We start from the raw sequence: 23,466 nt of genomic DNA on the forward strand, positions 1-23,466 counted from the left end.
AGTAGCATGGACTTATCTGAGTGATGCTTTGTACCTACATAACCCGCCTCAAGACGGAGGTATTAATTAAAGGAGATTGCGCATTTATGCCCATGTTGCTCGAAGTGAAACCTGACCAGCCTCATGTTGTTTTACATAATGAAGAATTAACGACACCCATAATGGAGCAAACTGAAGTAGCACTAGTTGCTGAAGAATCTGTGATCCATTTGCAGGACTATTATCGTCAGGTACCTGTCGCGGGAGTCCATACCACCTGTGGAGAAGCTGCCACGATGATGAATCAGGATCAGGAGCACCCATGTATTGTATTGTGTGATGAGCAGATGAAACCTACTGGATTGTTAATGCGAGAGACGTTATATCGGATGTTAAATGGCCGTTTTGCCGCAGATCTATTCTACCGTAAGCCGGTCATACAAGTAGTGAATACATCTCCCGTTATTGCAGATATTCATATGGAAGCCGCAACGATTATTGATATCGCACTTGGACGGAATGAACAGCATTTCTACGATTGTCTGCTGGTTACGGAACAAGGCAGACTGCTTGGTGTGCTGACGATGCGAGACGTAATGTCCCTCTCTCGCAGACTGCAACAGGCTGTTACGGAAGAGCGTATACGTACAGTAACCGAGAGCAGACAGGAGATATCCAGAATCAACGATGCGGTCACCAAGCTGGTGCATGCAGCGAATCAGACCGTTAATGAGGCCCGTGAGATCATGGCATTGTCCAAGCAGGGCGAAGAGAGTTTGAAACACGTTGATGCTTCCTATAACCGGGTACATCAGCATATGGAGAGTCAAGGACAACATGCGGATCACATGCTGAATTCGATCAAAACAGGCTCAGGCATGGCACATTCCATTCGCTCCCTGGCAGATCAGAGTGGTCTCCTTGCCCTGAATGCTTCCATAGAAGCAGCTCATGCCGGTGAATATGGACGAGGTTTTCAGATTGTTGCAGGTGAGATTCGAGCGCTCGCAAAACAGACCCGTGAGGTTGCGGGGAACATGTCTTCATTGTTAGAGAATATTGGTGGATTGACCCTTCAGACTGTTGAACTGGTTAAGGCAAGCGGAGCGGAGATTGACGACAGTTCGGTACATGTCACCGCAGGGGGAGCAACGTTCCGACAACTGAACAGTGCGGTGAGAGATTTGTCTCGTATAGCAGAGGAGATCGCCATGGAAGGCGGGAAAGCTGGAGAAGTGGCAGAGCACATTCGTACGAAGCTGGATGAGATGGTTACGAATAGTGAGTAATATAAAGTAGTCAATAAGGCAGACATCAGCAATCAGATTGATCCATCAAGCAGATCATGAAGGTTAAGGATGTCTTTTTTACATTCCGTTAACATGAAAGTGATACTGTTTTTACAATGAAAGGGTAGGATATTAAAGATGGCCGAGCAGCGATGAAAGATTATCAGTATCGGTCTCAACGTAAAGGGAGTTTCCGTGTCCCTGCAGCGAAGGAGAAGTGAACATCCATGAAGGACCTCATTCACATTGAAAATCTTAATTTATATTATGATACGCATCACGCGCTTAAAAATATATCGATGGATCTGCCGGAAAAAACCGTTACTGCGTTCATCGGGCCGTCAGGTTGTGGTAAATCGACATTGCTTCGCACGTTAAACCGGATGAATGACATGATTCCGGGTGTTCGTGTGGAAGGACAGGTTATGCTGAATGGCTCTGACATTTACAGTAATGAGATCGAAGTGGAGACACTGCGCAAACGAGTTGGCATGGTGTTTCAACAACCGAATCCTTTTCCAAAATCCATATACGATAATGTGGCTTATGGACCGCGCTTGCACGGGGTAACCCAAAAGGCTGAACTGGATCAGTTGGTGGAACAAAGTCTTGTCCATGCTGCCCTATGGGATGAAGTGAAGGATGTATTGAAAAAGTCGGCACTTAGTTTGTCCGGCGGACAACAACAGCGTCTCTGTATTGCACGGGCGCTGGCTGTACAGCCTGACGTTCTACTGATGGATGAAGCAACGTCTGCACTCGACCCAATCTCCACATTGAAGATTGAGGAGCTAGTGAAAGAATTGCATCACAAGTACACGATCGTTATGGTTACCCACAATATGCACCAAGCGGCACGGGTATCTGGACGCACGGTATTTTTCCTGAATGGTGAAGTGGTGGAGGCAGCTGATACGGAGACGTTATTCTCCACACCGCAAGATTCCCGAACCGAGGATTATATATCTGGAAGGTTCGGTTAAGCGAGCTGAATTGGAATGATCCCGGCATACCCGGAGATGATGGATAAGGAGGACATGAAATCTATGATTCGCAGAAAAGAATTTGATCAGGAGCTTGAAGAGCTGCGTACCTTGCTCAAACAAATGGGTGAACATGTAGGAGCAGCATTGGATGGTGCTATTGAGAGTTTACAAACGATGAACGCGGAGAAAGCTCAGGTCATCATCAAGAATGATGCGAATCTGAATGCCCTTGAAGACAAAATTATGGAACTTGGCTCCAAACTGATCATCACACAACAGCCGGTGGCAAAGGATCTCAGACGTATTATCGTGGCATTCAAAATCTCCAGTGATCTGGAGCGTATGGGAGATCTTGCGCTCGACGTGGCGAAGGTGACACTCCGTATGGATGGACAGAAGCTAATTAAACCTTTGGTGGATATCCCGCAAATGGCAGAAATCGTGAAATCCATGATTGATGAATCCATCGAATCTTTCCTGAAAGAAAACACAGACCTGGCCTATAAAATGGCTCAAACGGACGATCAGGTGGACCAACTGTATAGCCACATGATCAGTGATCTCTACACGTTAATGTCAGAGCATCCGAATCAGGCTTCTCAGGCTATGCTGCTGATGATGGTTGGGCGTTACATTGAACGTATTGGCGATCATGCAACCAACATTGGTGAGAGCACGGTATACCTGGTGACAGGTAAACGTCCGGATCTGAATCAATAGAAGAGCATTGCTTTGGAATTGGGGAATCAGTACTGATTAAGTAATGCAATCATATGAATGGAAAAGGACTTTCTCTCAGGTAGGCTGTGTACAGCTGTCTGTGGAGAAGGTTCTTTTTTGTGATTAAATGTGAAGTGAAAGAGGCTATTCTTTTTGATGTGACAGGTGGGTATGGTATCATGAGAGTAGATGTAATTTGAAGAGGTTGACCATATAATACGCGAGGTGCTGGAATGGACAAGTTTATTCTCATAGATGGAAATAGCATTATTTACAGGGCGTTTTTTGCAATGCCGCCTCTGACCAACTCGAAAGGTCTGCATACCAATGCGGTATATGGCTTCACTACGATGCTGCTGAGATTGCTTGAAGAGCATAAGCCTACACATGTCATGGTTGCATTTGATGCAGGCAAAATCACGTTCCGCCACGAAGGGTATCAGGAATACAAGGGTGGACGGGAGAAAACACCACCAGAGTTGTCAGAGCAATTCCCTTTGCTCAAGGAACTGTTGAAAGGACTTGGCATTGCTCAGTTTGAGCTCGCTGGATTTGAAGCGGATGACATCATCGGAACGTTAACCAAACGCGCAGATGAAGCGGGTAGACAGGTGCTCGTTGTATCGGGTGACAAAGATATGTTGCAGCTTGCTTCCGAACATGTACATATCGGGCTGACGCGTAAAGGGGTAACCGATATTGAGCTGTATGATCCTGCTCAGATTAAGGAGCGTTATGGTCTGACGCCGCTACAAATCATTGATCTCAAGGGTCTGATGGGCGATGCGTCCGATAACATTCCGGGGATTCCAGGGGTTGGAGAGAAAACAGCGTTGAAGTTGCTGCACCAGTTCGGATCGGTAGAAGATGTGCTGAACGGCACTAGTGAGCTGAAAGGCAAGATGAAAGAAAAGATCGAGGCCCATGCCGAAGATGCCCGGATGAGCAAACAACTCGCGACGATTCACCGGGAAGTTCCGCTGGAGCAGACGTGGGAGGATATGCAATTCGCTGGATTAAAAGAAGAAAATGCGGGCCCTGCATTGGCCAAGCTGGAATTCAAATCCTTGCTCGAACGCCTGTCGTTCAGTGGTAGCATCGGTTCTGAACAGGAAGCGGTCCCTGCTGCCGAAGTTGAATCCTCCATTGCAACAGAGGACAACATCAGTGAGCTGTTCAGTTCCCTCGATTCCATTGATGTACTCCACGTGGAGACACATGGGGATAACCCGCACCAAGCGAAATTGATTGGACTTGCTGTAGGTTCCGCTGGAACGTATACGTTCATATCTCCTGAATTGCTTCATTCCGAGGCTGCGGCTCCAGTGCGGGCATGGCTTGGTAATTCAGACCAGCCAAAGCGGGGTTATGATCTTCATCGTGTAGACCTGGCCCTGCATGCGCATGGCATTGAATTTGCTGGTGCGTCATTTGATGTACAACTGGCAGCGTATTTGCTTGATCCAACCGAATCCAACCAGACGATTAGTGGACTCACGACCAAGTATGGTCTGCCGTCACTTGTGGAGGATGACACGGTTATGGGCAAAGGGGCCAAGTACAAGGTACCGGAAGTGGAGATCTTGGGTGATTTCCTATGCCGCAAAGCTGCTGCAGTAGCAGCCATTATTCCACTTCAGGAGCAGGTGTTGGAAACGGATGAGATGAATTCACTGTTCCATGAACTGGAGATGCCGTTGTCACGTATATTGGCAGACATGGAGAAACAGGGCATCAAGGCCAATACAGCCGATCTACAGGCTTTAGGCAGTGAGTTTGAAGAACAGATCAGCAGGTTGATGGCTGAGATTTACAAGCTGTCAGGAACGGAATTTAATCTGAATTCACCAAAGCAACTGGGTGAGATTTTATTTGATAGACTGGGCTTGCCAGTGGTGAAGAAAACAAAAACGGGTTATTCCACAGATGCGGAAGTATTGGAGAAATTGGCTCCTTATAATGATGTGGTCAAGCATATTCTGCAATATCGTCAGCTTGCCAAGCTGCAATCCACTTATGTGGAAGGATTGCTCAAAGAGATATCCAATCGGGATGGCAAGGTGCATACGTATTATCGTCAGACCATTGCTGCAACAGGACGACTTAGCAGTCAATTCCCGAACTTGCAGAACATTCCAATTCGGATGGAAGAAGGTCGCAAAATCCGGAAGGTATTTGTTCCTTCCGAGCCAGGATGGTCCATTTTGGCAGCAGACTATTCCCAGATTGAACTGCGAGTACTGGCCCACATTTCGGACGATGAGCGCTTGAAGGAAGCGTTTGTCAACGATATGGATATTCATACAAAGACCGCTTCGGATGTATTTGGCGTGAATCCTGAGGATGTGGATGGGGATATGCGTCGTTCCGCCAAGGCAGTTAACTTTGGTATCGTGTATGGAATAAGTGATTATGGCTTATCACAGAACCTGCATATTACACGTAAAGAGGCTGCGCAGTTTATAGATCAGTATTTTGAAGTATTCCAGGGTGTCCGCCGATATATGGATGACATTGTGAAGGAAGCTCGTCAGGATGGTTACGTCAAAACGCTGTTGGAACGTCGTCGCTACCTGCCAGAGATTAATGCCAGTAACTTCAATCTGCGTTCCTTCGCAGAGCGTACGGCGATGAATACACCGATTCAGGGAACAGCGGCAGATATCATCAAGCTGGCCATGGTACAGATGGATGAAGCGCTGCGGGAACGCAAGTTGAAGAGCCGTATGTTGCTTCAGGTGCACGATGAACTTGTATTCGAAGTGCCTGCGGATGAATTGGAACTGATGAAAGAGTTAGTCCCTTCTGTTATGGAAAAAGCATTGGAACTGTCGGTTCCGCTGAAAGCCGAAGTCAGCTTTGGTGATAACTGGTACGAAGCGAAATAAATCAAGTGCTGCGCGGTTTTTCCGGTATTTTACAATAGGCCCTTCCATGTTGGAGATATAAGAAAAGGGTCCCGCTGAGCGCCATCTTCCGTTATAATATAGGGGAGGTGAGAACATCATGCCGGAATTACCGGAAGTCGAAACAGTCAGAAGAACATTGAATCAACTTATTGTGGGCAAAACGATTGATCATGTTACCGTTAGCTTGCCGCGGATTATTCAGCGGCCGGACGACATAGATGCATTTGCAATGGAACTCGCGGGACATACCGTCATTGGGGTGGAGCGCCGCGGCAAGTTTTTGCGTATTTTGCTGGACGGGCTGGTGCTTGTCTCCCATCTGCGGATGGAAGGAAGGTACGGTGTGTACGAGCAGCATGAAGATGTGGAGAAACATACACATGTGATCTTCCATTTTAATGATGGTACGGAATTGCGTTATAAGGATGTGCGTCAATTTGGTACGATGCATCTGTTTAATGCAGGTGAGGAACTGGTGTCCAAACCTCTGCTGAAGCTGGGACTGGAGCCGCTTGATCCAGCCTTTACGGTAACTGCATTCCGCGAGGCGGTTGGCAAGCGTACAACCAAAATCAAGGCTGTACTTTTAAATCAGGCATATGTGGTTGGTATCGGGAATATTTATGTGGACGAGGCTCTATTTCGCGCAGGTATCCATCCCGAGACCATCGCCAAGACACTGACCGAAGCTCAGTTAACGGTGCTTCATGAAGCGATTGTGGCTACGTTGCAAGATGCAGTGAATGCAGGTGGATCTTCCATCAAGTCCTATGTGAATGGACAGGGTGAGATGGGGATGTTCCAGCATCAACTGAAAATCTATGGACGCAAATCAGAACCTTGTACAACTTGTGGTACGTTAATTGAAAAAACGGTGGTTGGTGGCCGTGGCACGCATTTTTGTCCGAACTGTCAGCTGCTGTAACATGAACTGAATGAACGAAATGATGAAATCATAGCACCCTTGGATTCCTCCCTCCATATACTGATATGGCAGAAATAAGCGGGCGTATACCCATACTGGCATCTTCAGTTGGCACGAGTACCGCACAGAGGAGGAGTCCGGGGTGCTGCATCATTTTATTTCATTGCTGGCGCTTGCTTTGGCGCTTAGTTTAGATGGTTTTGGAGTCGGGATTACATATGGGTTACGGAGGACTAAGATTCCCCTGTTATCTATCGCTGTTATTTCGATCTGTTCAGGATTGGTTATTGCCTTGTCGATGCAAGTAGGTGTGTTGTTGTCTCATGTGGTGTCACCGGATATCGCTTCGATCGTGGGAGCTGTTATATTGATAGGTATTGGTGCATGGTCACTGTTGCAACTAATTCGAAAGCAAGGCAAAGAACAGCTGGAAACAGACACTGGAATGGGTGAGGGAACAGAAGCAAAGGTAACTGGAGTGGGAGAAGCACAAGAGAGACTGTCGGCTTCAAAGGGCAGAAATCAGGTGCTTGCACTGGATCTGGAACAGTCGGCTTCAAGTGGATCACTGGAACGAATGGTATTTACACTGGAGCTGCGCAAGCTGGGCGTTGTCATTCAAATTCTTCGGAGTCCCTCCAAGGCGGATATGGATAACTCGGGGAGTATATCTGCTCAAGAAGCGATGTGGCTGGGTATTGCCCTGTCTCTGGATGCGTTTGGAGCAGGTTTGGGAGCGGCACTTCTGGGATTCCCTACACTATGGACAGCACTCATTATTGCACTGTTTAGTGGGGCTTTTCTGTCACTCGGCATGAAGGTTGGCCTACGATTCTCAGCTCTGCGCTGGATGCGAAGACTGTCTGTATTGCCAGCGCTATTGTTAATGATTATGGGAATAATGAAGTTGTTATGAGGTGAAACGATGAATATAGGCTTAACCGGCGGGATCGCGACAGGCAAAAGCAGTGTTTCCGCCTATCTCGCCAGTAAGGGAGCGTTGCTCATCGATGCAGACGTTATTGCCCGGGAAGTTATGATGCCCGGGCATCCCGTGTTGGCCGCCGCTGTTAAGCGGTTTGGACAAGCCATACTGAACGAAGATGGAACACTGGATCGGAAAAAGCTCGGAAGTATTGTTTTCGAACAACCAGAGGAACGAAAGGCATTGGAGGCTATCACACATCCGGCGATCCGAAGAGAGATGCGCGAACGGGCTGCTGCATACGCGTTGCAACATCCGGATAAACTTGTGGTATCTGATATTCCTTTGCTCTACGAATCAGGTCTGGAGGACGGTTTCGAGGAAGTCATGGTTGTATATGTCCCGAGATCGGTGCAACGAGATCGCTTGATGAGTCGGGATGGAATGACTGCAGCACAGGCTGAGGCTCGAATGGATGTACAGATGGATATTGAGCGCAAAAAACAGCTGGCAGACATTGTCATCGATAACAGCGGCTTATGGCCTGCGACGGAACAGCAAATTGACTCATATCTACAGCGTAAGGGTTTGTTATGAGAATATTGCGTAAGAAACGTGTATTGCTGTTGATGTTTGTTTCCTTTGTACTGGTGTTATTTCTGAATACAAACTGGATGGCATGGTTCTATCCCATACATTATAAGGAAGAGATCCGTGCCCAATCTCAGAGCTATGAGGTTGATCCGTTTCTAATTGCTTCCATTATCAAGGTGGAGACCAATTTTAAGACAAGCAAGGAATCCAAACGAGGTGCCATTGGGCTCATGCAACTGATGCCGGACACGGCGAACTGGATACTGGAACAAGCCAAAATTCCCGACACTTCGCTGGAGGAATTGAAGCACGAGCCAGAACGAAATATTCAGTTAGGCACATGGTATCTGCGGAATCTGTCCGATCAATTCGATGGCAATGAAGCAGTTATGATCGCTGCCTATAATGCGGGTCCAGGCAAAGTGAACAGTTGGCTTAGAGATGGTGTATGGGATGGCTCGTTCGATACAGTGAAAGATATTCCGTTTGGTGAGACGCGTCACTATGTACAAAGAGTCATTTACTATTATAATCAGTATGTAAAGATCTATAATACGTTCTAAGTATATAAGTAGAAGCACAGAGCAGGCCGGTTATTCACCGGCCGCTCCATGCTCCTCTGTGTAGCGTATTACGATGCAGATATTATTGGTATTGACCTGCCAATTGCTGTTCTGCAATTGTTACCAGACGCTTCGTGATGTATCCACCGATCGAACCGTTCTCGTAAGAAGTCATGTTACCTTGGTATCCGTCTTGTGGGATGCTGATTCCGAGTTCTTGAGCAACTTCATATTTCATTTGCTCGAGTGCTGCGGAAGCTTTAGTTACCACCAAGTTGTTGGAGTTACCATTGCTTTGTGCCATTGCTGTTCACCTCCTCGCGGGTTGGTAAAAGTATTATGTGTCGGCAATGCGTTTTTCATTACAAAATCAGTACAGGGAATATGTGGTAAAAAGTAAAACGTGGGAAGTGATCTGTTTTGAAGTGTCCTTATTGCGGTTATATGGGTACCAAAGTGCTTGATTCGCGTCCGGCCAACGAAGCAAAATCCATTCGTCGTCGCCGTGAGTGTGAGCAGTGTGCCCGAAGATTTACAACGTTTGAGATGATTGAGGAGACTCCACTGATCGTCATTAAGAAAGATGGCAGTCGTGAAGAGTTCAGCCGGGACAAAATTCTCCGCGGGCTTATTCGTGCCTGTGAGAAACGTCCAGTCTCCGTAGAGACCCTGGAGATGATGGTATCTGAAGTGGAGAAATCTCTGCGTAATACAGCCGATGCTGAAGTTGAGAGTCGCCAGATTGGTGAGCTGTTGATGGAACAGTTGTTTCCAGTCGATGAAGTGGCGTATGTCCGTTTTGCGTCGGTATACCGCCAGTTCAAAGATATCAATATGTTCATGAAAGAACTGAAATCCCTGTTGTCCAAAGACGATCTGGAGGATTAGTGAAGTTGGTAAAGGGAGAAGAGCAGTCTGGAGTTCCAGTCCGTGTGTACCAGAGAAATCGGTTGTTCTTCTCCAATCACTTTGGATCTTGAAAAAGTGATTGACAGCGAAAGCTGGATTTTATATGATATAGGAGTCGCCTGTAGAACGTTGCAGGTTGGACAAGTTATCTATTTCATATCCTGGGGCCTTAGCTCAGCTGGGAGAGCGCATCGCTGGCAGCGATGAGGTCAGGGGTTCGATCCCCCTAGGCTCCATAATCAAGAACGCCATCACATTATTGTGATGGCGTTTTTTTGCTATGTGAAAATGGATTGGATTTGTTGTTGTGGTCACACGAATAGGTCACAGAGGAGAATTTTTTAAATGATTTTTTAGATTGTGTGAGTCCAAAATAGTACATAATATTCCCCAAATTCACATGATACTTTGATGAATTGAAGTCGAATTATTATTGCGAACTAAAAAACATATTGAGAAGCGGTTTGTTGATGTTTGACAGGTAAAACATGAGAGTAAATATCCAGCGTTACTCTTATATCCGAAATGACCAAGAATTTCTTTTATAATTTTGGGGTTGATGTTCTCAGCAAGCATGAGACAAGCCACAGTATGTCTAAGATCATGAAAGCGAGTCGGATGAACATCTCCATTTTTTATCAGTCGATAGAAACTGAGAAGTAAATTTCGTGGATTTAATGGCTTTACTGAATTTGTACTGATAACTAAGTCGTGATCTTGATAGTCAAATCGGCGGCGAGCTTCCTTTTTGTGGACTCGCTGCTTTAGTTTCGCCAGCTCTTAGGAGACGTTTTGCTAAATTACATCCTCTGGAGAAAGTGTCGAATCTCCGCTGGGGTGACTATGAGCACAAATAATAGATGCACTACAATGTTTTAATTGATGCATGAAATACTTCTCTTGGATAAACGATAGCGGCATTTAATGAGCTGATGGATATGACTTCTTACAGATTACTTTATTTTTCGTGTTTAAGAAGAGAAGATGAAGTGGTTCCTTTGTTAAGAATTTGAAGTCGGGTTCTAGCAACTGGAATAAGTCCTTTGGAGATCGAATGCTTATTTGTTCACATAAGGGTATTGTTAGTGTCTTTTTCAAAATGGCGTTCAATTGACGTGCTTTGTTTAATTCTATTCCTCTAATGTTAACAAGCTGCTGCTCTGAAATGTCCATTAATGCTGATATAGTTGGACATTGCTTGAAAAGTTGCTGAATTGGGATGCTGTCTGGATGTTCACGTAGACAGACTGAGATCAGCTTTTTTGGGATTTGTTTTTCAATGAAGCCTCCTATATTTTTGTGTAATCATGTTTAGGTAATTTGTAATACCTTAAAAGTTAGGTGGACATAAATATTATAGGTATCAAGGTAATAATATATATTTAAATTTGTATTGGTTACAATATATGGAACGTATGTTTGGGAGGAAAAGGTAAATTAATGTCGAAATTATGACTTAAGAACCATACTTTTTGAACCGCTGATCTAATTCTATTTTAATTTAAGTGATGACTCATTCTACATAGGAGGGAATAATGAAGCAATTAACTAAACGGGCAAGAAATCTTATATTCAAATTTGATCTCAGCCACGATTACCTTAAGACTGAAAAAACTGCGATGACGTTGAATTATGAAGATGGTAAATATAGGCAAAGTGAGATCGTCAGAATAATAAGAGAATCTGTAATTCATTTTGCGCTCACGAAAAGAGAAATAAAAAAGTACAAAGATGACGATGACTTTGGCGAGATGCAAAGAAAGGCTTGGGAAAGAATATCAAAAGCTCATAAAAATTCAAAAGGTGATTTTGGAGAATTGCTTTTATATATAATACTGAGTGTGTTTTTTCCATCTGAAAAGTTTGTAACTAAAGTCAGGCTCAGAAGTTCAACTAAAGACCAGATTAAGGGGTTTGACTGTGCACATTTTTCAATTGAGGATGAGGATGTATATCTGTGGTTAGGGGAAGCGAAGTTTCATCAAAGTTTTAGCGGAGCAATTTCAAATGCAATAGAGTCTATAAAAGAACATTGTGAGATTGATTATCTAAGGGACGAGATCAGCATTCTATCCTCTAACATCGAGCTAAATGATAACTATCCAGAATATGAAAAGATTAATGATATTTTGAATAGCGGAGGAACATTGGACAAGATCAAGATTAGAATTCCTGTGCTTTTAACTTATGATTGTAAAGTCCTTACTAATCACAAAGATATTGAAAGTGAAACTTTCATAGAAGAAATGACAGGGGAGTTTCTGAAGAAATACAAAAAAATTGAAGATTTTGAGCTATTGTCAAAGCCTAATATTGAAGTTCTTTTTATTATTATGCCTTTTGAATCCGTTGCATTTATAAAAACAGAGCTAGAGAAATTAGAGGAAGTGATGAGATGAATGTGTATAGTAATAGGGTGCTTTCTACAACCCAATTGTTAGCAGAATTAAAACAAAATGCATTTTTAAGTAATTCTCAATATAAGTTTATGTTGGAGACTGCACATAGTTTACTTTCTTCTGAGGATGATGAGGAGTACAATTTAGGGCTATCTATCATATGTCATATTGCAGAAGCAAAGCCAGACGATAGATTCATACATCAGCTTTTGTTTGATTGCATCATCGAATCCAGAGTATTTCTTTATCATGAAATGTTTAAGAATCTTAACGAAAGTTATGCTGAGTATGTTGGTCATGGGTTCTTGGACTCTTTTGTACAATCGTTTTATACCCTAAATACAGGGACTGTCTTGACACGTGATCAAAAAATGTTATTTGAAGACTTCAAAAAATATAAAAGATTGGTCGTCAGTGCACCTACTTCATTTGGTAAATCAAGAATTGTCTCAGAAATAATTATTCAAGGAAATTACAATAATATTGCTGTGATTTTACCCACAATTGCTCTACTCAATGAAACGTATCTCTCATTCAGGAAAAATCTTGCAATACGAGAACGATATAATTTAATTAACACATCAACTCAAGAGCTTGGAGATACAGGAAATATTTTTATTTTGACTCCAGAAAAAATGGATTTGTTGCTAGACTCACATCCACAACTACGTATAGATTTCTTCACAATGGATGAAATCTATAAAATACAGGATGATGATGAGAGACGACATGTATTTACACATTGCTTGTATAGGTTATCCAAAATGGCCGGAGACTTCTATTTAATAGGGCCTTATTTTAAGAACTTCAGCAAAGTATTTCTTGACCGTACTAGCGCTGTTTTTAGAAGGTATACTGCGGAGATTGTTCAGAAGGATATGATTGACATCTCTAGTTTGGAAAATAAAAAAGAATTTAAAATTTCAAGACATACGTTCAAAAAAATGGCTGATGACGATAAAAATCTAATCAATATTACTTCTTTAATTGATGGACAAACTTTGGTATATCTGGGTAGAAAAGATACGGTTGAAACTAGAGCTAAAAAAATTGCAGAGAAACGATCTGATATTTCAATTCACAATGATTTAATTGACTACATAAAATCAACAATAGATGATAACTGGTCACTTGTGAATTGTCTAATTAAAGGAGTGGCATTCCATCACAGTTCAATTCCCAAGTATATTCAAACCGAGATAGTGGATGCTTTCAATAATGGAAATATTGATACTCTGCTATGTACATCTACTCTAACAGAGGGAGTAAATACCTCTGCAAAAAATATAGTAATTTATGATAATCATAAGGGGGGGAAGTTGCTAAGTGGGTTTGATGTGAAAAATATCAAAGGTAGGGCGGGGCGTTTTTTATCACATTTTATTGGTCGTGTTGTTACATTACAGCCAATAAATGAAGAAGAAGAGAAACAAACCATTGAATTTAGTTATTACGATAATATTTCTTTAACTCCTGAAGAAATAATACAGGTTGATAAAAGTGATTTATATAATGAAAATTTAAAAAATAGAGAGAAGATGGAGCAGCTCCTTTCGCAGTGGAATATTACATTTGAATTAATCAAGAAAAATAAGTTTATAACTATTCAGAATCAAATTTCTTTAATCGATTATCTAAGAAATAATACAAATCTTTTAAAGAAAATTGAATTTACTACTCAATATCCAAAAAAGGAACAGTTAGAATTGATTTTAGAGACTTGTTATTTACATTTATTTAACGAGAGAGATCAAAATGATAGAAATTTCTCAATTGGTAACTTAATCAGACTAACTAAATTTTATATTTACCAATCCCCTTCTATAAAAGAATTGATACAGAATCAGAATGGAAAAAAAATAGATACAAGAGTTCGAAGTGCATTTGCTTTAATTACTAGATATTTTGAATTTTCTCTACCCAAATATTTTACAGCATTTGAGAATCTTTTTAACTATGTTTATCTTGAAGTTCATGGAGTCAAGGATGCAATCAGTTTAAAAGCTTTAATCACTAAATTGGAGTTCGCTTCAAATGAAAAGCACGAAATAGCCTTAAAAGAGGCAGGAGTACCAACAGGAATTATTAGTAAGATCTCAAGTGAGTTAGTTGATTGTGACAACATTACAAAAATAAAGGTGAAAATAGCTTTGGATCCTAGTGTAACGAGTTCATTGTCTAACTATGAAAAACTAATTTTGAATAAATATGTGTAGTTGTAAATATTAGATTTGTAGATTTACGAAATAGGGGGATACTATTATGATGAATAAGTACGTACGAGTTATCACTGATGAAATCTCAGATTACAGAGAAGGCGAAATTGCCATCATTGATGAAGAACATGTTGAACGTTGGTTATGGCAATTTTCGTCAAGGGATAGACTTATAATTGCAAGAGAAATGGCACATATAGTGAGCAACTTTTATCTTACGAAATCTGAAGCAAAAACCTTCATTAAAACGATACTGCAAGAGAAAGAGTTGTTCGGGGATTTGAAAAATGCTCCTCAGAAAACAAAGTTTTTAAACATTCAACAAAACGGAAGAAGTCAAATTGAATTATTGGATTTAGTAAATGAAATTCTAGTTGAAGATTATAATACTAGTCTTGATGATTTGGGAAGTACACCAAATAGGTATATATATTTTGACGACTGTTTGTTTTCAGGAAAACGTTTGTTCACGGACGTCAGACATTGGGTAGAAGAAAACAAGGAGCTTGATGTTGAACTGCAAATAATTTATATTGCTTGCTATTCTAGAAATTATTTTAGTACAAAAAAGAGGATAGAAGAATTAACAAAGGATACAAAAATAAAAGTGAAATATTATGAATGGGTAGAATTTTATAACTACCATAAAGAAACATTACAAAAATATGAATGTTGTTGGGCGGGAGAACCTGGAACTCATAATGAAGATTTACAGAATTACATAGCGGAGTTACACAGACAGTGTGAATCTAAGAATAGAGGTCCTCGACTTTTTAGAGGGGAATCGATTGGATTTGAGGAAACTATATTTACTAGTCTTGAGGGAAGAAACGTTGTTGAACAGGCTTTCTTAGAACATGGTTCAGCTATTGTAAGGCTCTCTCGAAACAATAATCTGTTAATGAGACCATTAGGTTTTGAATCATATGAAAGTTTGGGTTTCGGAGCTATGTTTATTACATATAGGAATATAGCGAACAATTGTCCACTCGTTCTATGGTGGGGAGATACTACTTATCCTTCTTCTCACCCTTTTAGTAAGTGGCATCCTTTATTCCCTAGGCGAATAAATAATTAATTTGACACAAAATTTGTTGTAAATTAATGTATGATAAATTCAGGGAACTTTTATAAATTTCGTAGGTGGGGTTGAATGACAAGAATATATTCAAGAGACAGAGCTATCGTATTCAAAAAAACGAATGAAGAGTTTGGTGGTCTGTCAAATATGTCACCTGGATATCCTTTGGAGATAAATAGAATTAAAATTCGCACTTCAGAAGCCTTATATCAAGCTTGTAGATTCCCTCATAATATTGAAGTTCAAAGACTTATCATATCAGAGCGGAGTCCGATGACAGCGAAAATGCGGAGTAAACCTTTTAAAAGTGAAACTAGAAAAGATTGGGATGATATTAGATTACTCATAATGCGTTGGTGTTTGAGGGCTAAGTTACTACAAAATTGGGATAAATTTCATGAACTTTTGATTTCAACAGGTGATTTACCTATAGTTGAAGAATCTAATCGAGATTCTTTTTGGGGAGCCAAACCTGATGAAGATGGACGACTAACTGGGACTAACTCATTAGGAAGATTGCTAATGGAATTAAGAGAAGAAACAAAGACTTATGATTATACTAAATATAACTTGAATCCTCCTCAAGTTAGTGATTTCTTTCTTATGGGAGAAAAAATTCCTGTTATAAGTGCAACGCTTTTCAAATCAAAATCTGTAGATAACGTTAAAAAGAAGACAGAGATTGTTGAAGACAGCCAACTTGATATGTTTGATTTATAAAATGAATTAAAACAAGTATAGGATACTCCTATACTTGTTTATCATTACTTAGTATTTATAGTCTATTTAAAATAAATTCTACTTCTATATGTAAAACATTTTCTTCTGAAAGTAATTCTTTTAGTCGGGATTTAGCGGAATAAGCCTCAATATCTTTTAAATCTTTTCCCTGATTCTTCAGAATCGAGAAGTCGTATTGACAGACTTTTTGATTAATATGAATGTCCTCTTTATGAGTTATTCTAAAACCTTTTTGAGTATTACTTTTTCTTTCAAAGTACCATTCCACGACCGCGTCCTTTAGATTTTCTATGTTCTCTCCACAACTATCACATACTACAGATTTTGTTTTATTCAGAATAACCAAGTCCTTTCATTTATCGATTTGAGTTCTGTATTTATAGCTAATACTACTCTAATCCATAGTCTAATGTAAATAATTTGAAATATGAAAATTACACTTAACAGGTACAGCAAAAGTTTTTGTATTGATTTTCAGTCCGCCATACTACATGTTACAATTCATGTTAATAATACAATATAAGTGAGGTATTTAAATGAAAGAACTTAGTCAACTACATTTTGAAAGTAATCCCCCTTTATTAGTATCGGAGTTAAAGGAACGAAATACCGATTTATACTCAGTTGTGCTCTCAGTCTATCGTAAAACAAAAGATATTTTGGATACACGGGTTTCACAAGTTTTTCCTGATTATACACTTCATAATGTTAACCATTCACTAAGAATTATAAATTATATGAGAGAGATCATCCCAAGTGTAGAGCAACTTTCTGATCTTGAAATTACCTTTTTGATTTGTTCAGCACTGCTACATGATATAGGGATGGGAGCAACATCTAGTGAAGTTGAAAGGATAAAATCAGGAGAGCTCAGATATAAGGACTTCAGTTACGAAGCTTTTCTAAAAAAGTTTAAAAATGACCATACTAAAGCTATACAAGATTACATAAGAAGGGTCCATGCTTTACGTTCTGCTGAATACATCAAGAAGGAGCTTAAAGACGTACTCGTTGTTCCAACTATGCCAAACACTAATTTTGATGAAGAAATTTCAAAAATTTGTCAGGCGCATACAGAGGATATAAGTTGGATTGAAAAGAGTTTAACAACGTATTCATTGAAGGGAAGTTATAAAATAAACTTGCAATTTTGTGCAATGGTATTAAGACTTGCAGATTTATTGGATTTCGATAGCGAACGAACACCACCCAGTTTGTACAAGGTGCTGGAACCTACAGGCGTTAGTGACCAAGAATGGAAGCAACACTTTAGTATAGATAACTCTAACAAAATTACACTTGATAGCACAAAGGGTTATAAGATAATAGAGTTGTTTGGAAAATGTAGTAACTCCATTATTCATCGTAAAATTTTAAAGTATTTAGACTGGATAAATGATGAAATCGAAAACATAAATAGAGTAACTAGTAAAATGGAAAATCACTATATTGTAAACTTTAAATCACAAGTTAGAAATGAGATACAATCAGAAGGATATACATTTGCAGATTTAAGATTTATTATCGATTTTAGACAAATAACGAACTTATTAATGGGTGAGCAAATATATGGAGATAAAAAGAATGGATTACGCGAATTAATACAAAATTCAATTGATGCTTGTAAAACTAGAAAAGAGATTGAGGATAAGCATAGAGAGTTTGGAGATGAAGAGTACGAGCCAGTAGTAAAAATAATATTAGATCAAGATAAGAATGAAGTTATCATTAGTGATAATGGCAGTGGTATGAACATAGAAATTCTAAAAAAATATTTCCTGAATGTGGGATCTTCTTACTATACATCGGATGATTATATGTTAAAAGGTCTGAATCATAAACCTATAGGGAATTACGGGATTGGTTTTTTAGCTTGTTTCATGCTCTCTGACTTGGTTACAGTTAAGACTCGTCATTTCGAGAATTCTACTAGGTATGAGGTTGAATTGGCAAAGGAAGATGAGTTTGTATCTATTAAAGAAAGTGAAGATGTTAAACACTTCGGGACGGATATCATTCTTAAGTTTGATCAATTCATGGAAGTATGGCCTGAAGGTATGAAGGAAATACAAGCGTATTTGGAACTTTATTTCTTATCAGATGAAGTGAGTATTGAACTAATAGACAAGACCAGCAAAAGTAAAACGCCTATTTCAAACAGTTTGGTTTCAATAAATCAAGATGTTGGTCAAAAAGATATTATAATTGATTTATCTGAGTTTTTAGAAGGGGTAACTGGGAAAGTAATCGTTAAAAATCCTAATAATATCTTATTTAACTATTCTTTTAGTGATATCTCTTTAGTGGGTGATCCTTATTATTATAATAATAATGAAATGATTGATTTAGAGGAATCTGAAATCAAAATCTTAAATCTAGTTAAGGACGGTAAATTAGAAGTTGTTAATATTCCAATTATCGAACATGGCGAACGTTTAGAGCGACTCATAGAGGCTTTTAATAATGTAAAAGATGGATTAGAACATTACATGGAAAAGAACAATTTTCATTATATAAGCATCTTGGCTACTCCTGAAAAGATTGAAACAGTAAATAAAGGAACTATATCCCATTATGAGGAAATAATGGACGGATTAGAATTTAAAATGCTTTACGATTATGGGCAGGATACATTGTGTGATCACTGTTTAGTTGAAATTCAATCATTTAATATATTTTTCCTTCCTGGAAACAGCGTTTTTTTAGAATTAGTTGATAAATTACCCCATCATTTGATGCACTATAGAAGTTTGGACTCGTATGATTTCAGACTCTATATTAAAGGAGTATATGTTAAATCAATTAAAGTATCATTAGAGAAGATGCTTTATGATCTTAAATTTGAAAGGTTCAATGCAAATATTGTTGTGGATAATATTATACCGAATGTCTCGAGAGACGGTATTCAAGAAGACATCGAGAGTAATATTAGTAATGCAATCTACCAGGCTATTTGCATAGGGGTATATCAAAAAATAGAGGATATAGTTGAAAAAGAAACTTTACTTCGATATATTAAACAGTTTAAGAATACCGAGACCATATTTATGAAAGAAAAGTATAAAAAATTGATAAATTAGTTATACAATTTTGGTCACATTTCTGGTCACACTTTTTCTAATCGGAGCAATACGCTAAACTGTACGTGGAAGCAAAAAAACAAAATAAAGCCTTGTCGCTCAAGGCTTTCCTCCGCGATTCTCTTAACACTCAGAACCCTATCGCTCCACTGGCAGCGATGAGGTCAGGGGTTCGATCCCCCTAGGCTCCATAAGAACGCCATCACATTATCGCGATGGCGTTTTTTTGTGCGTGAAATAAATCAGAACATGCATTAATTAATTAGAATTTTCGGACTTGGGGACGAATATTCTAGATGCAAAAATCGAGGGTTAAAGTCCTGATCGTGGAGTTGTCAAAAAGTGCAGTTTGAAAACAAGGAGCACCTTCCGGCTGGATATTGTCCAACCGGAAGGGTCTGCATTTATCTGTATACGCTTTCAGTTAGCCGGATATTCGACGAATCTTACAAAGATCGTGGCTACTTCGGCGCGGGTGGCGGTGGCTTTGGGAGCAAAAAAGTTGTCCGGCTTGCCTAATACAATGCCGATGTCCCGCAGTGCCTGAACGGCCTCCAATGCCCAGGAGCTGATCTCACTCTCGTCCGTGAAGGGCTTAGCGTGGCTTTCAGGGAGCTCATAGCCTTTGTACTTCATGTAGTTGTACAGTATCACCAGCATCTGCTCGCGCGTCATCGGTGAATTGGGGTCAAACAGGTCTGCGTTTGTACCGTTAACTATGCTTTTTTCGGCCGCCCACTCGGCTGCCGCGGTGTACCATTGTCCGTCCGTCACGTCGTTAAAGCGGGAACTCGTGTAGCTGGAGAGGTTTACGTTCTCAAGATTGGACAGTACCTGCACGAACATTGCACGCGTCATTGCGGTGCGGGGTGAGAACGTCGTGGACGTCGTGCCGTTGAAAAGATCGTATGTGTAGGCGAAATTTATATCGTTGTAGAACCAGTCGTCCATGTTGGCATCCCTGAAAGGATTGCCCGATAGCACGAGGAAGCCCAGTGGGGTGGCGTCATCAAATGCCAGCTCCGTACCCTCACGGATGTTCAGCGACATGCCGTTATCTAAGCTAACTTTTGCGCCGCTCGGTCCTACCACAACCGCTCCGCCGCTCCGTATCTTCGATCCGCCGTGAATATCCACACGGTTGCCGTTGGGCAGGGTCACATGCGCGTCTTTGCCGCCTACTGTAACCGTACCGTCGCTCGCTATCGTCGATCCTCCCGAAATGGTCACTGTGCTGTTGTCGCCGGGTAGTATCACTTCGGCGCTCTTGTCTGCCGGAATGGTTAACTTACCGTTTGAGTCTATCGATGTGCCTTCGGGTACCTTAATCTTCGTCCCGCCTTTGGTCGCAATCTCGCCGCCACCGGGAAGGGTGGTGTTGCCGTTTTTGTCTGTGATCGCGGGTTTATCCTTCGGTGTATTCACTGTGTAGGTCGACTTCAACGTTCCAGCGTCTGTCCCGGTGCCCGTATTGTCGGTGTTGCCCGTATTACCGATGTTGCCGGTATTTCCGGTGTTTCCCGTATTGCCGCCAGAATCAGGCACAGTGGGAGTCGTCGTCTTCATCGGCGTCGTCGTAGCACTGATCTCCGCGCCGTCGCCCTTTGCATTCACCGCGATGATGGTGAAGTTGTAGCCTTGGCCGTTTGTCAGGTTCTTGAAGGTATATTTGGTCTCCGTCGCATCCAGTGTAATCGGCGTCCCGTTGCCATACCATACCTTGTAGCCCAAGATCGCACTGCCACCGTCGTCAGCAGGGGCGGTCCAGTTCAATGTGACCTGTCCGTCACCGGCTGTCGCCTTGAAGCCGCTTGGAGCACCTGGCACGACCTTTTTTCTCTGCGCGAACATCCAATCAAAGACGTCTGTGTAGTCATTGTTCCAAGCCGGCAAGTTAGAGGACTGCGCCGTGGGAGCTATGCTCCAATTCCCCATAGTTATCTGGTTGTAAAGAACCGCCGCTTCAACTTCGTGGGCTATGTAATCAGCCAGAACAGGTGTGTTGGCCGGATTAGGCCTCAGATTTGGCTGATCAAATTGATTGTAGGGCCACGTAAGGACCTCATTACTCTCAAAGCGCGAAGCCCTCGCGTTGATCATTTTCGGCATATTGTTATTGATGAAGTTATTGAGGTTAGTCTGGTAGCCTCCAGCATTATGAGCATTTACAAACATCCAATAGGCCAGGTTGTTGTGAGTGTCGTTGTCCTTAGCATTCGGTGAACCGCTTACCGGGGCCATAGGTGCGGCGGCGGCGAAGAAGCCAGGATGGCTGTTAACTAAGTTGTTTGTATACTGGCCGCCCCATGAGAAGCCCGCCGCGTAAACACGATTAGGGTCTACTTCGCCGCTGGCAATCAGGGCGTCTATGACCTTCTTAACATTCTCTGTTGAGGGAACAGATACGCCATTATAGGAAATATTCAGTACATGGCTGGCGTACTTGTCAGGATTTTCTTCCATTTTTTTCATTAGAGCGACCGAGCCGTTGGCGGATTTCATGGCCGCTTTTTGGTCTGTCGCAGCGTTTGTGCCGCCGCGTGACATGCCGTGGGTATAAACATACAGCGGCAATCCTTTGATCACTTTACTGTCTTCATCCTTGTGAAGGTAGAGCGAGCGATTGACCGAATTGTCCGTGAATGTTGTAAACTTGTCAAGGATCGGATTCACAACTTTTTCCTGTTCAAAAACCACGTTGCGAAGTGGACTCCCCTCTGTCAGTACGATCTCTCCGTTTGGGACGATGTTGTAAACCTGCTTTGTCGAGTTACTGCTGCCATCCAGCGTTGTTTTGCCGCCGCTCGCTGAATAAAACTCAGACTCAACTACGATGTAACGGCCGCTTGCCAGTCCGTCCTGATAATCCGGTGAATTGCTTACCGGCCCCAGATAGCCGCGTACCTTCGGTTCGTCATTAGCGTATACCCTTGTGATCTTGCGCGTTCCTTCAAAGGTCACCGCTTCGCCGTTCAGGGTTGTGTTCCTGGCTGACAAGGTAAACAAGCCCGAATTAAGCTCGGAGCCTAACGCTGCCTTCCCCTCGCCTAAGTCGATGATGACAGCCGTTGTGTACTCGCCACTGGCGAAGTTGTCATTCCATACGATAAAGGGAAGTATCCCCGCGTCCGGATCGTTTTTGAATGTTACGTGAATTGTATGGTCAGCCTCAATATTCGAAAAGGTATAAGTGCCAGCAGATAGAGTCACGGTCTCGCCGTCTACCGTTACGGTATCCACCATTTTGCCGGAATCGGGGGTAAACGTAAATTCTTTGTTAGAGTCCCGATCTACTCTCAGAACATCGCCGGGTGGGTTCGGCGTTATTCGGCCGCCCGGTCCCGCAGTGGCGGTGATTGAGAATCTGGTGTCCACTTCATTGGCTAAAGAGAGCTGCAGGCTGTCTGTAAAAGAAGCCGCGCTGGTGTATGCCGCGTCCGGATCTCCGAAACTGGAAACGACTTCATAACGATCACCGCCTTTTTCCGTTGAGTTATTAATATAAACCTCAAAGGTAAGCTTGCCCTCCTCCAAGGTCAAGGTTCTTTTGGGTATTCTCATCTCCACGATATATCCTGTTTCCGTGATCTGGGTCCATGCAGCTCTGCCCGGAGCGGCCTGCCCTGAGAACACGCCCGTCGCGCTGACGCGCCATTGGTTTGAGCCTCCGGTTCCGGTGCCGACATAAAACTCCAGGCTGTCGTACTGGTGATCTCCGCCAGCTCCCTGATATAGATTACTGTCATTCACAACTACTCGGGAATATAGGTAGTCATGGTCCCAAAGGATTCTGGCTGTGCCCGTGGCATGGGGTCTGGGATCGGCGGGCACAGTGCTTTTGTTGATGTGATGCTCCATGGTCTGGTCCCAGAGTGGGTCGTTTGACCCGAGTTCGGGAGTTCCAAAAATGGCGGTGGGTGTTTCATTCGCTTCTGCGTTCTCGATGTTGTCAGTGGCGGCGGCATAGCTGGTAGGCATTAGCGACGCCACCATTACCAAGCAACAGAGGAACGCGAGCATTCTGCTAAATCGTTTTGGCATAAATGAAAATCCTCCTTATTTTTCGATGCGGTACGCCCATGGCTTACCGCATCGTATTCGGACACGTTGTCCATATGACAAGCGCCCAACTATATATATTATGTTTATC

19 protein-coding genes and 1 tRNA gene are annotated in these 23,466 nt (G+C 42.0%); 15 read left to right on the plus strand and 5 right to left on the minus strand.

Annotation, left to right across the window (positions count from 1 at the left end; translation table 11 throughout):
• Positions 1–86: 86 nt before the first annotated feature.
• From MHH92_RS09510 to MHH92_RS09545, 8 genes are all read left to right on the plus strand, one after another.
• Positions 87–1,268: a methyl-accepting chemotaxis protein gene (locus MHH92_RS09510; protein WP_340903413.1), complete on the plus strand. Its 1,182-nt coding sequence runs from the start codon at positions 87–89 to the stop codon at positions 1,266–1,268.
• A 227-nt stretch (positions 1,269–1,495) separates the two neighbouring features.
• Positions 1,496–2,251, plus strand: coding sequence for a phosphate ABC transporter ATP-binding protein PstB (gene pstB, locus MHH92_RS09515; RefSeq protein WP_036609821.1), 756 nt, complete (start codon positions 1,496–1,498; stop codon positions 2,249–2,251).
• A gap of 63 nt (positions 2,252–2,314) precedes the next feature.
• Positions 2,315–2,974: a phosphate signaling complex protein PhoU gene (phoU, locus tag MHH92_RS09520; protein ID WP_036609819.1), complete on the plus strand. Its 660-nt coding sequence runs from the start codon at positions 2,315–2,317 to the stop codon at positions 2,972–2,974.
• Positions 2,975–3,207: 233 nt separating this feature from the next.
• Positions 3,208–5,862 (plus strand): DNA polymerase I, encoded by a 2,655-nt coding sequence (polA, locus tag MHH92_RS09525; protein WP_340903416.1) that lies wholly within the window; start codon positions 3,208–3,210, stop codon positions 5,860–5,862.
• A gap of 118 nt (positions 5,863–5,980) precedes the next feature.
• Complete coding sequence (gene mutM, locus MHH92_RS09530) at positions 5,981–6,808, plus strand: DNA-formamidopyrimidine glycosylase (protein WP_036669994.1); 828 nt, start codon at positions 5,981–5,983, stop codon at positions 6,806–6,808.
• A gap of 142 nt (positions 6,809–6,950) precedes the next feature.
• A complete protein-coding gene (locus tag MHH92_RS09535; RefSeq protein ID WP_253507145.1) occupies positions 6,951–7,724 on the plus strand; it encodes a manganese efflux pump in 774 nt (257 codons plus the stop codon).
• A gap of 9 nt (positions 7,725–7,733) precedes the next feature.
• Positions 7,734–8,330 (plus strand): dephospho-CoA kinase, encoded by a 597-nt coding sequence (coaE, locus tag MHH92_RS09540; protein ID WP_100529451.1) that lies wholly within the window; start codon positions 7,734–7,736, stop codon positions 8,328–8,330.
• Positions 8,327–8,890: a lytic transglycosylase domain-containing protein gene (locus tag MHH92_RS09545; protein ID WP_036609809.1), complete on the plus strand. Its 564-nt coding sequence runs from the start codon at positions 8,327–8,329 to the stop codon at positions 8,888–8,890. Before coaE ends, MHH92_RS09545 begins: the two co-directional genes overlap by 4 nt.
• An 82-nt stretch (positions 8,891–8,972) precedes the next feature.
• Here MHH92_RS09545 and MHH92_RS09550 read toward each other — a convergent pair whose 3' ends face one another.
• The gene (locus tag MHH92_RS09550; RefSeq protein WP_017689472.1) at positions 8,973–9,194 is read right to left on the minus strand and encodes an alpha/beta-type small acid-soluble spore protein; all 222 of its coding nucleotides are present in this window, start codon (positions 9,192–9,194) and stop codon (positions 8,973–8,975) included.
• A gap of 116 nt (positions 9,195–9,310) precedes the next feature.
• Here MHH92_RS09550 and nrdR point away from each other — a divergent pair, with 116 nt between their 5' ends.
• Positions 9,311–9,778 carry a transcriptional regulator NrdR gene (gene nrdR / locus MHH92_RS09555; RefSeq protein WP_036609807.1) on the plus strand — a complete coding sequence of 156 codons (468 nt, stop codon included), beginning with the start codon at positions 9,311–9,313 and terminating at the stop codon, positions 9,776–9,778.
• A 184-nt stretch (positions 9,779–9,962) separates the two neighbouring features.
• Positions 9,963–10,035: transfer RNA gene (locus MHH92_RS09560), tRNA-Ala, on the plus strand.
• 160 nt (positions 10,036–10,195) lie between these two features.
• On the opposite strand, the gene MHH92_RS09565 is transcribed toward MHH92_RS09560, so the two are convergent.
• Both MHH92_RS09565 and MHH92_RS30565 read right to left on the minus strand, forming a co-directional pair.
• Positions 10,196–10,576, minus strand: a complete 381-nt coding sequence (locus tag MHH92_RS09565) for a tyrosine-type recombinase/integrase (protein ID WP_340907653.1) — start codon at positions 10,574–10,576, stop codon at positions 10,196–10,198.
• Positions 10,577–10,594: 18 nt separating this feature from the next.
• Positions 10,595–10,720, minus strand: coding sequence for a JAB domain-containing protein (locus MHH92_RS30565; protein ID WP_445744665.1), 126 nt, complete (start codon positions 10,718–10,720; stop codon positions 10,595–10,597).
• 614 nt (positions 10,721–11,334) lie between these two features.
• Here MHH92_RS30565 and MHH92_RS09570 point away from each other — a divergent pair.
• From MHH92_RS09570 to MHH92_RS09585, 4 genes are all read left to right on the plus strand, one after another.
• Entirely contained in the window at positions 11,335–12,198 is an 864-nt protein-coding gene (locus MHH92_RS09570; protein ID WP_340903425.1) for a HamA C-terminal domain-containing protein, read from the plus strand.
• A complete protein-coding gene (locus MHH92_RS09575) occupies positions 12,195–14,414 on the plus strand; it encodes a DEAD/DEAH box helicase (protein WP_340903427.1) in 2,220 nt (739 codons plus the stop codon). Before MHH92_RS09570 ends, MHH92_RS09575 begins: the two co-directional genes overlap by 4 nt.
• Positions 14,415–14,460: 46 nt before the next feature.
• Positions 14,461–15,492: a phosphoribosyltransferase-like protein gene (locus MHH92_RS09580; RefSeq protein ID WP_340903429.1), complete on the plus strand. Its 1,032-nt coding sequence runs from the start codon at positions 14,461–14,463 to the stop codon at positions 15,490–15,492.
• A 75-nt stretch (positions 15,493–15,567) separates the two neighbouring features.
• On the plus strand, positions 15,568–16,215 hold the full coding sequence (locus tag MHH92_RS09585) for an NADAR family protein (RefSeq protein ID WP_340903431.1): 648 nt from the start codon (positions 15,568–15,570) through the stop codon (positions 16,213–16,215).
• Between the two features lie 55 nt (positions 16,216–16,270).
• Here MHH92_RS09585 and MHH92_RS09590 read toward each other — a convergent pair whose 3' ends face one another.
• Positions 16,271–16,504, minus strand: a complete 234-nt coding sequence (locus MHH92_RS09590) for a hypothetical protein (RefSeq protein WP_340903433.1) — start codon at positions 16,502–16,504, stop codon at positions 16,271–16,273.
• Positions 16,505–16,772: 268 nt separating this feature from the next.
• Between MHH92_RS09590 and MHH92_RS09595 the strand changes: the two genes are divergently transcribed.
• The gene (locus tag MHH92_RS09595; protein WP_340903435.1) at positions 16,773–19,316 is read left to right on the plus strand and encodes an HD domain-containing protein; all 2,544 of its coding nucleotides are present in this window, start codon (positions 16,773–16,775) and stop codon (positions 19,314–19,316) included.
• A 420-nt stretch (positions 19,317–19,736) separates the two neighbouring features.
• Here MHH92_RS09595 and MHH92_RS09600 read toward each other — a convergent pair whose 3' ends face one another.
• On the minus strand, positions 19,737–23,357 hold the full coding sequence (locus MHH92_RS09600; RefSeq protein ID WP_340903436.1) for an S-layer homology domain-containing protein: 3,621 nt from the start codon (positions 23,355–23,357) through the stop codon (positions 19,737–19,739).
• Positions 23,358–23,466: the final 109 nt, after the last annotated feature.

The sequence above is a fragment of the Paenibacillus sp. FSL M7-1414 genome, from assembly GCF_038003195.1.
Lineage (GTDB): Bacteria > Bacillota > Bacilli > Paenibacillales > Paenibacillaceae > Paenibacillus > Paenibacillus amylolyticus.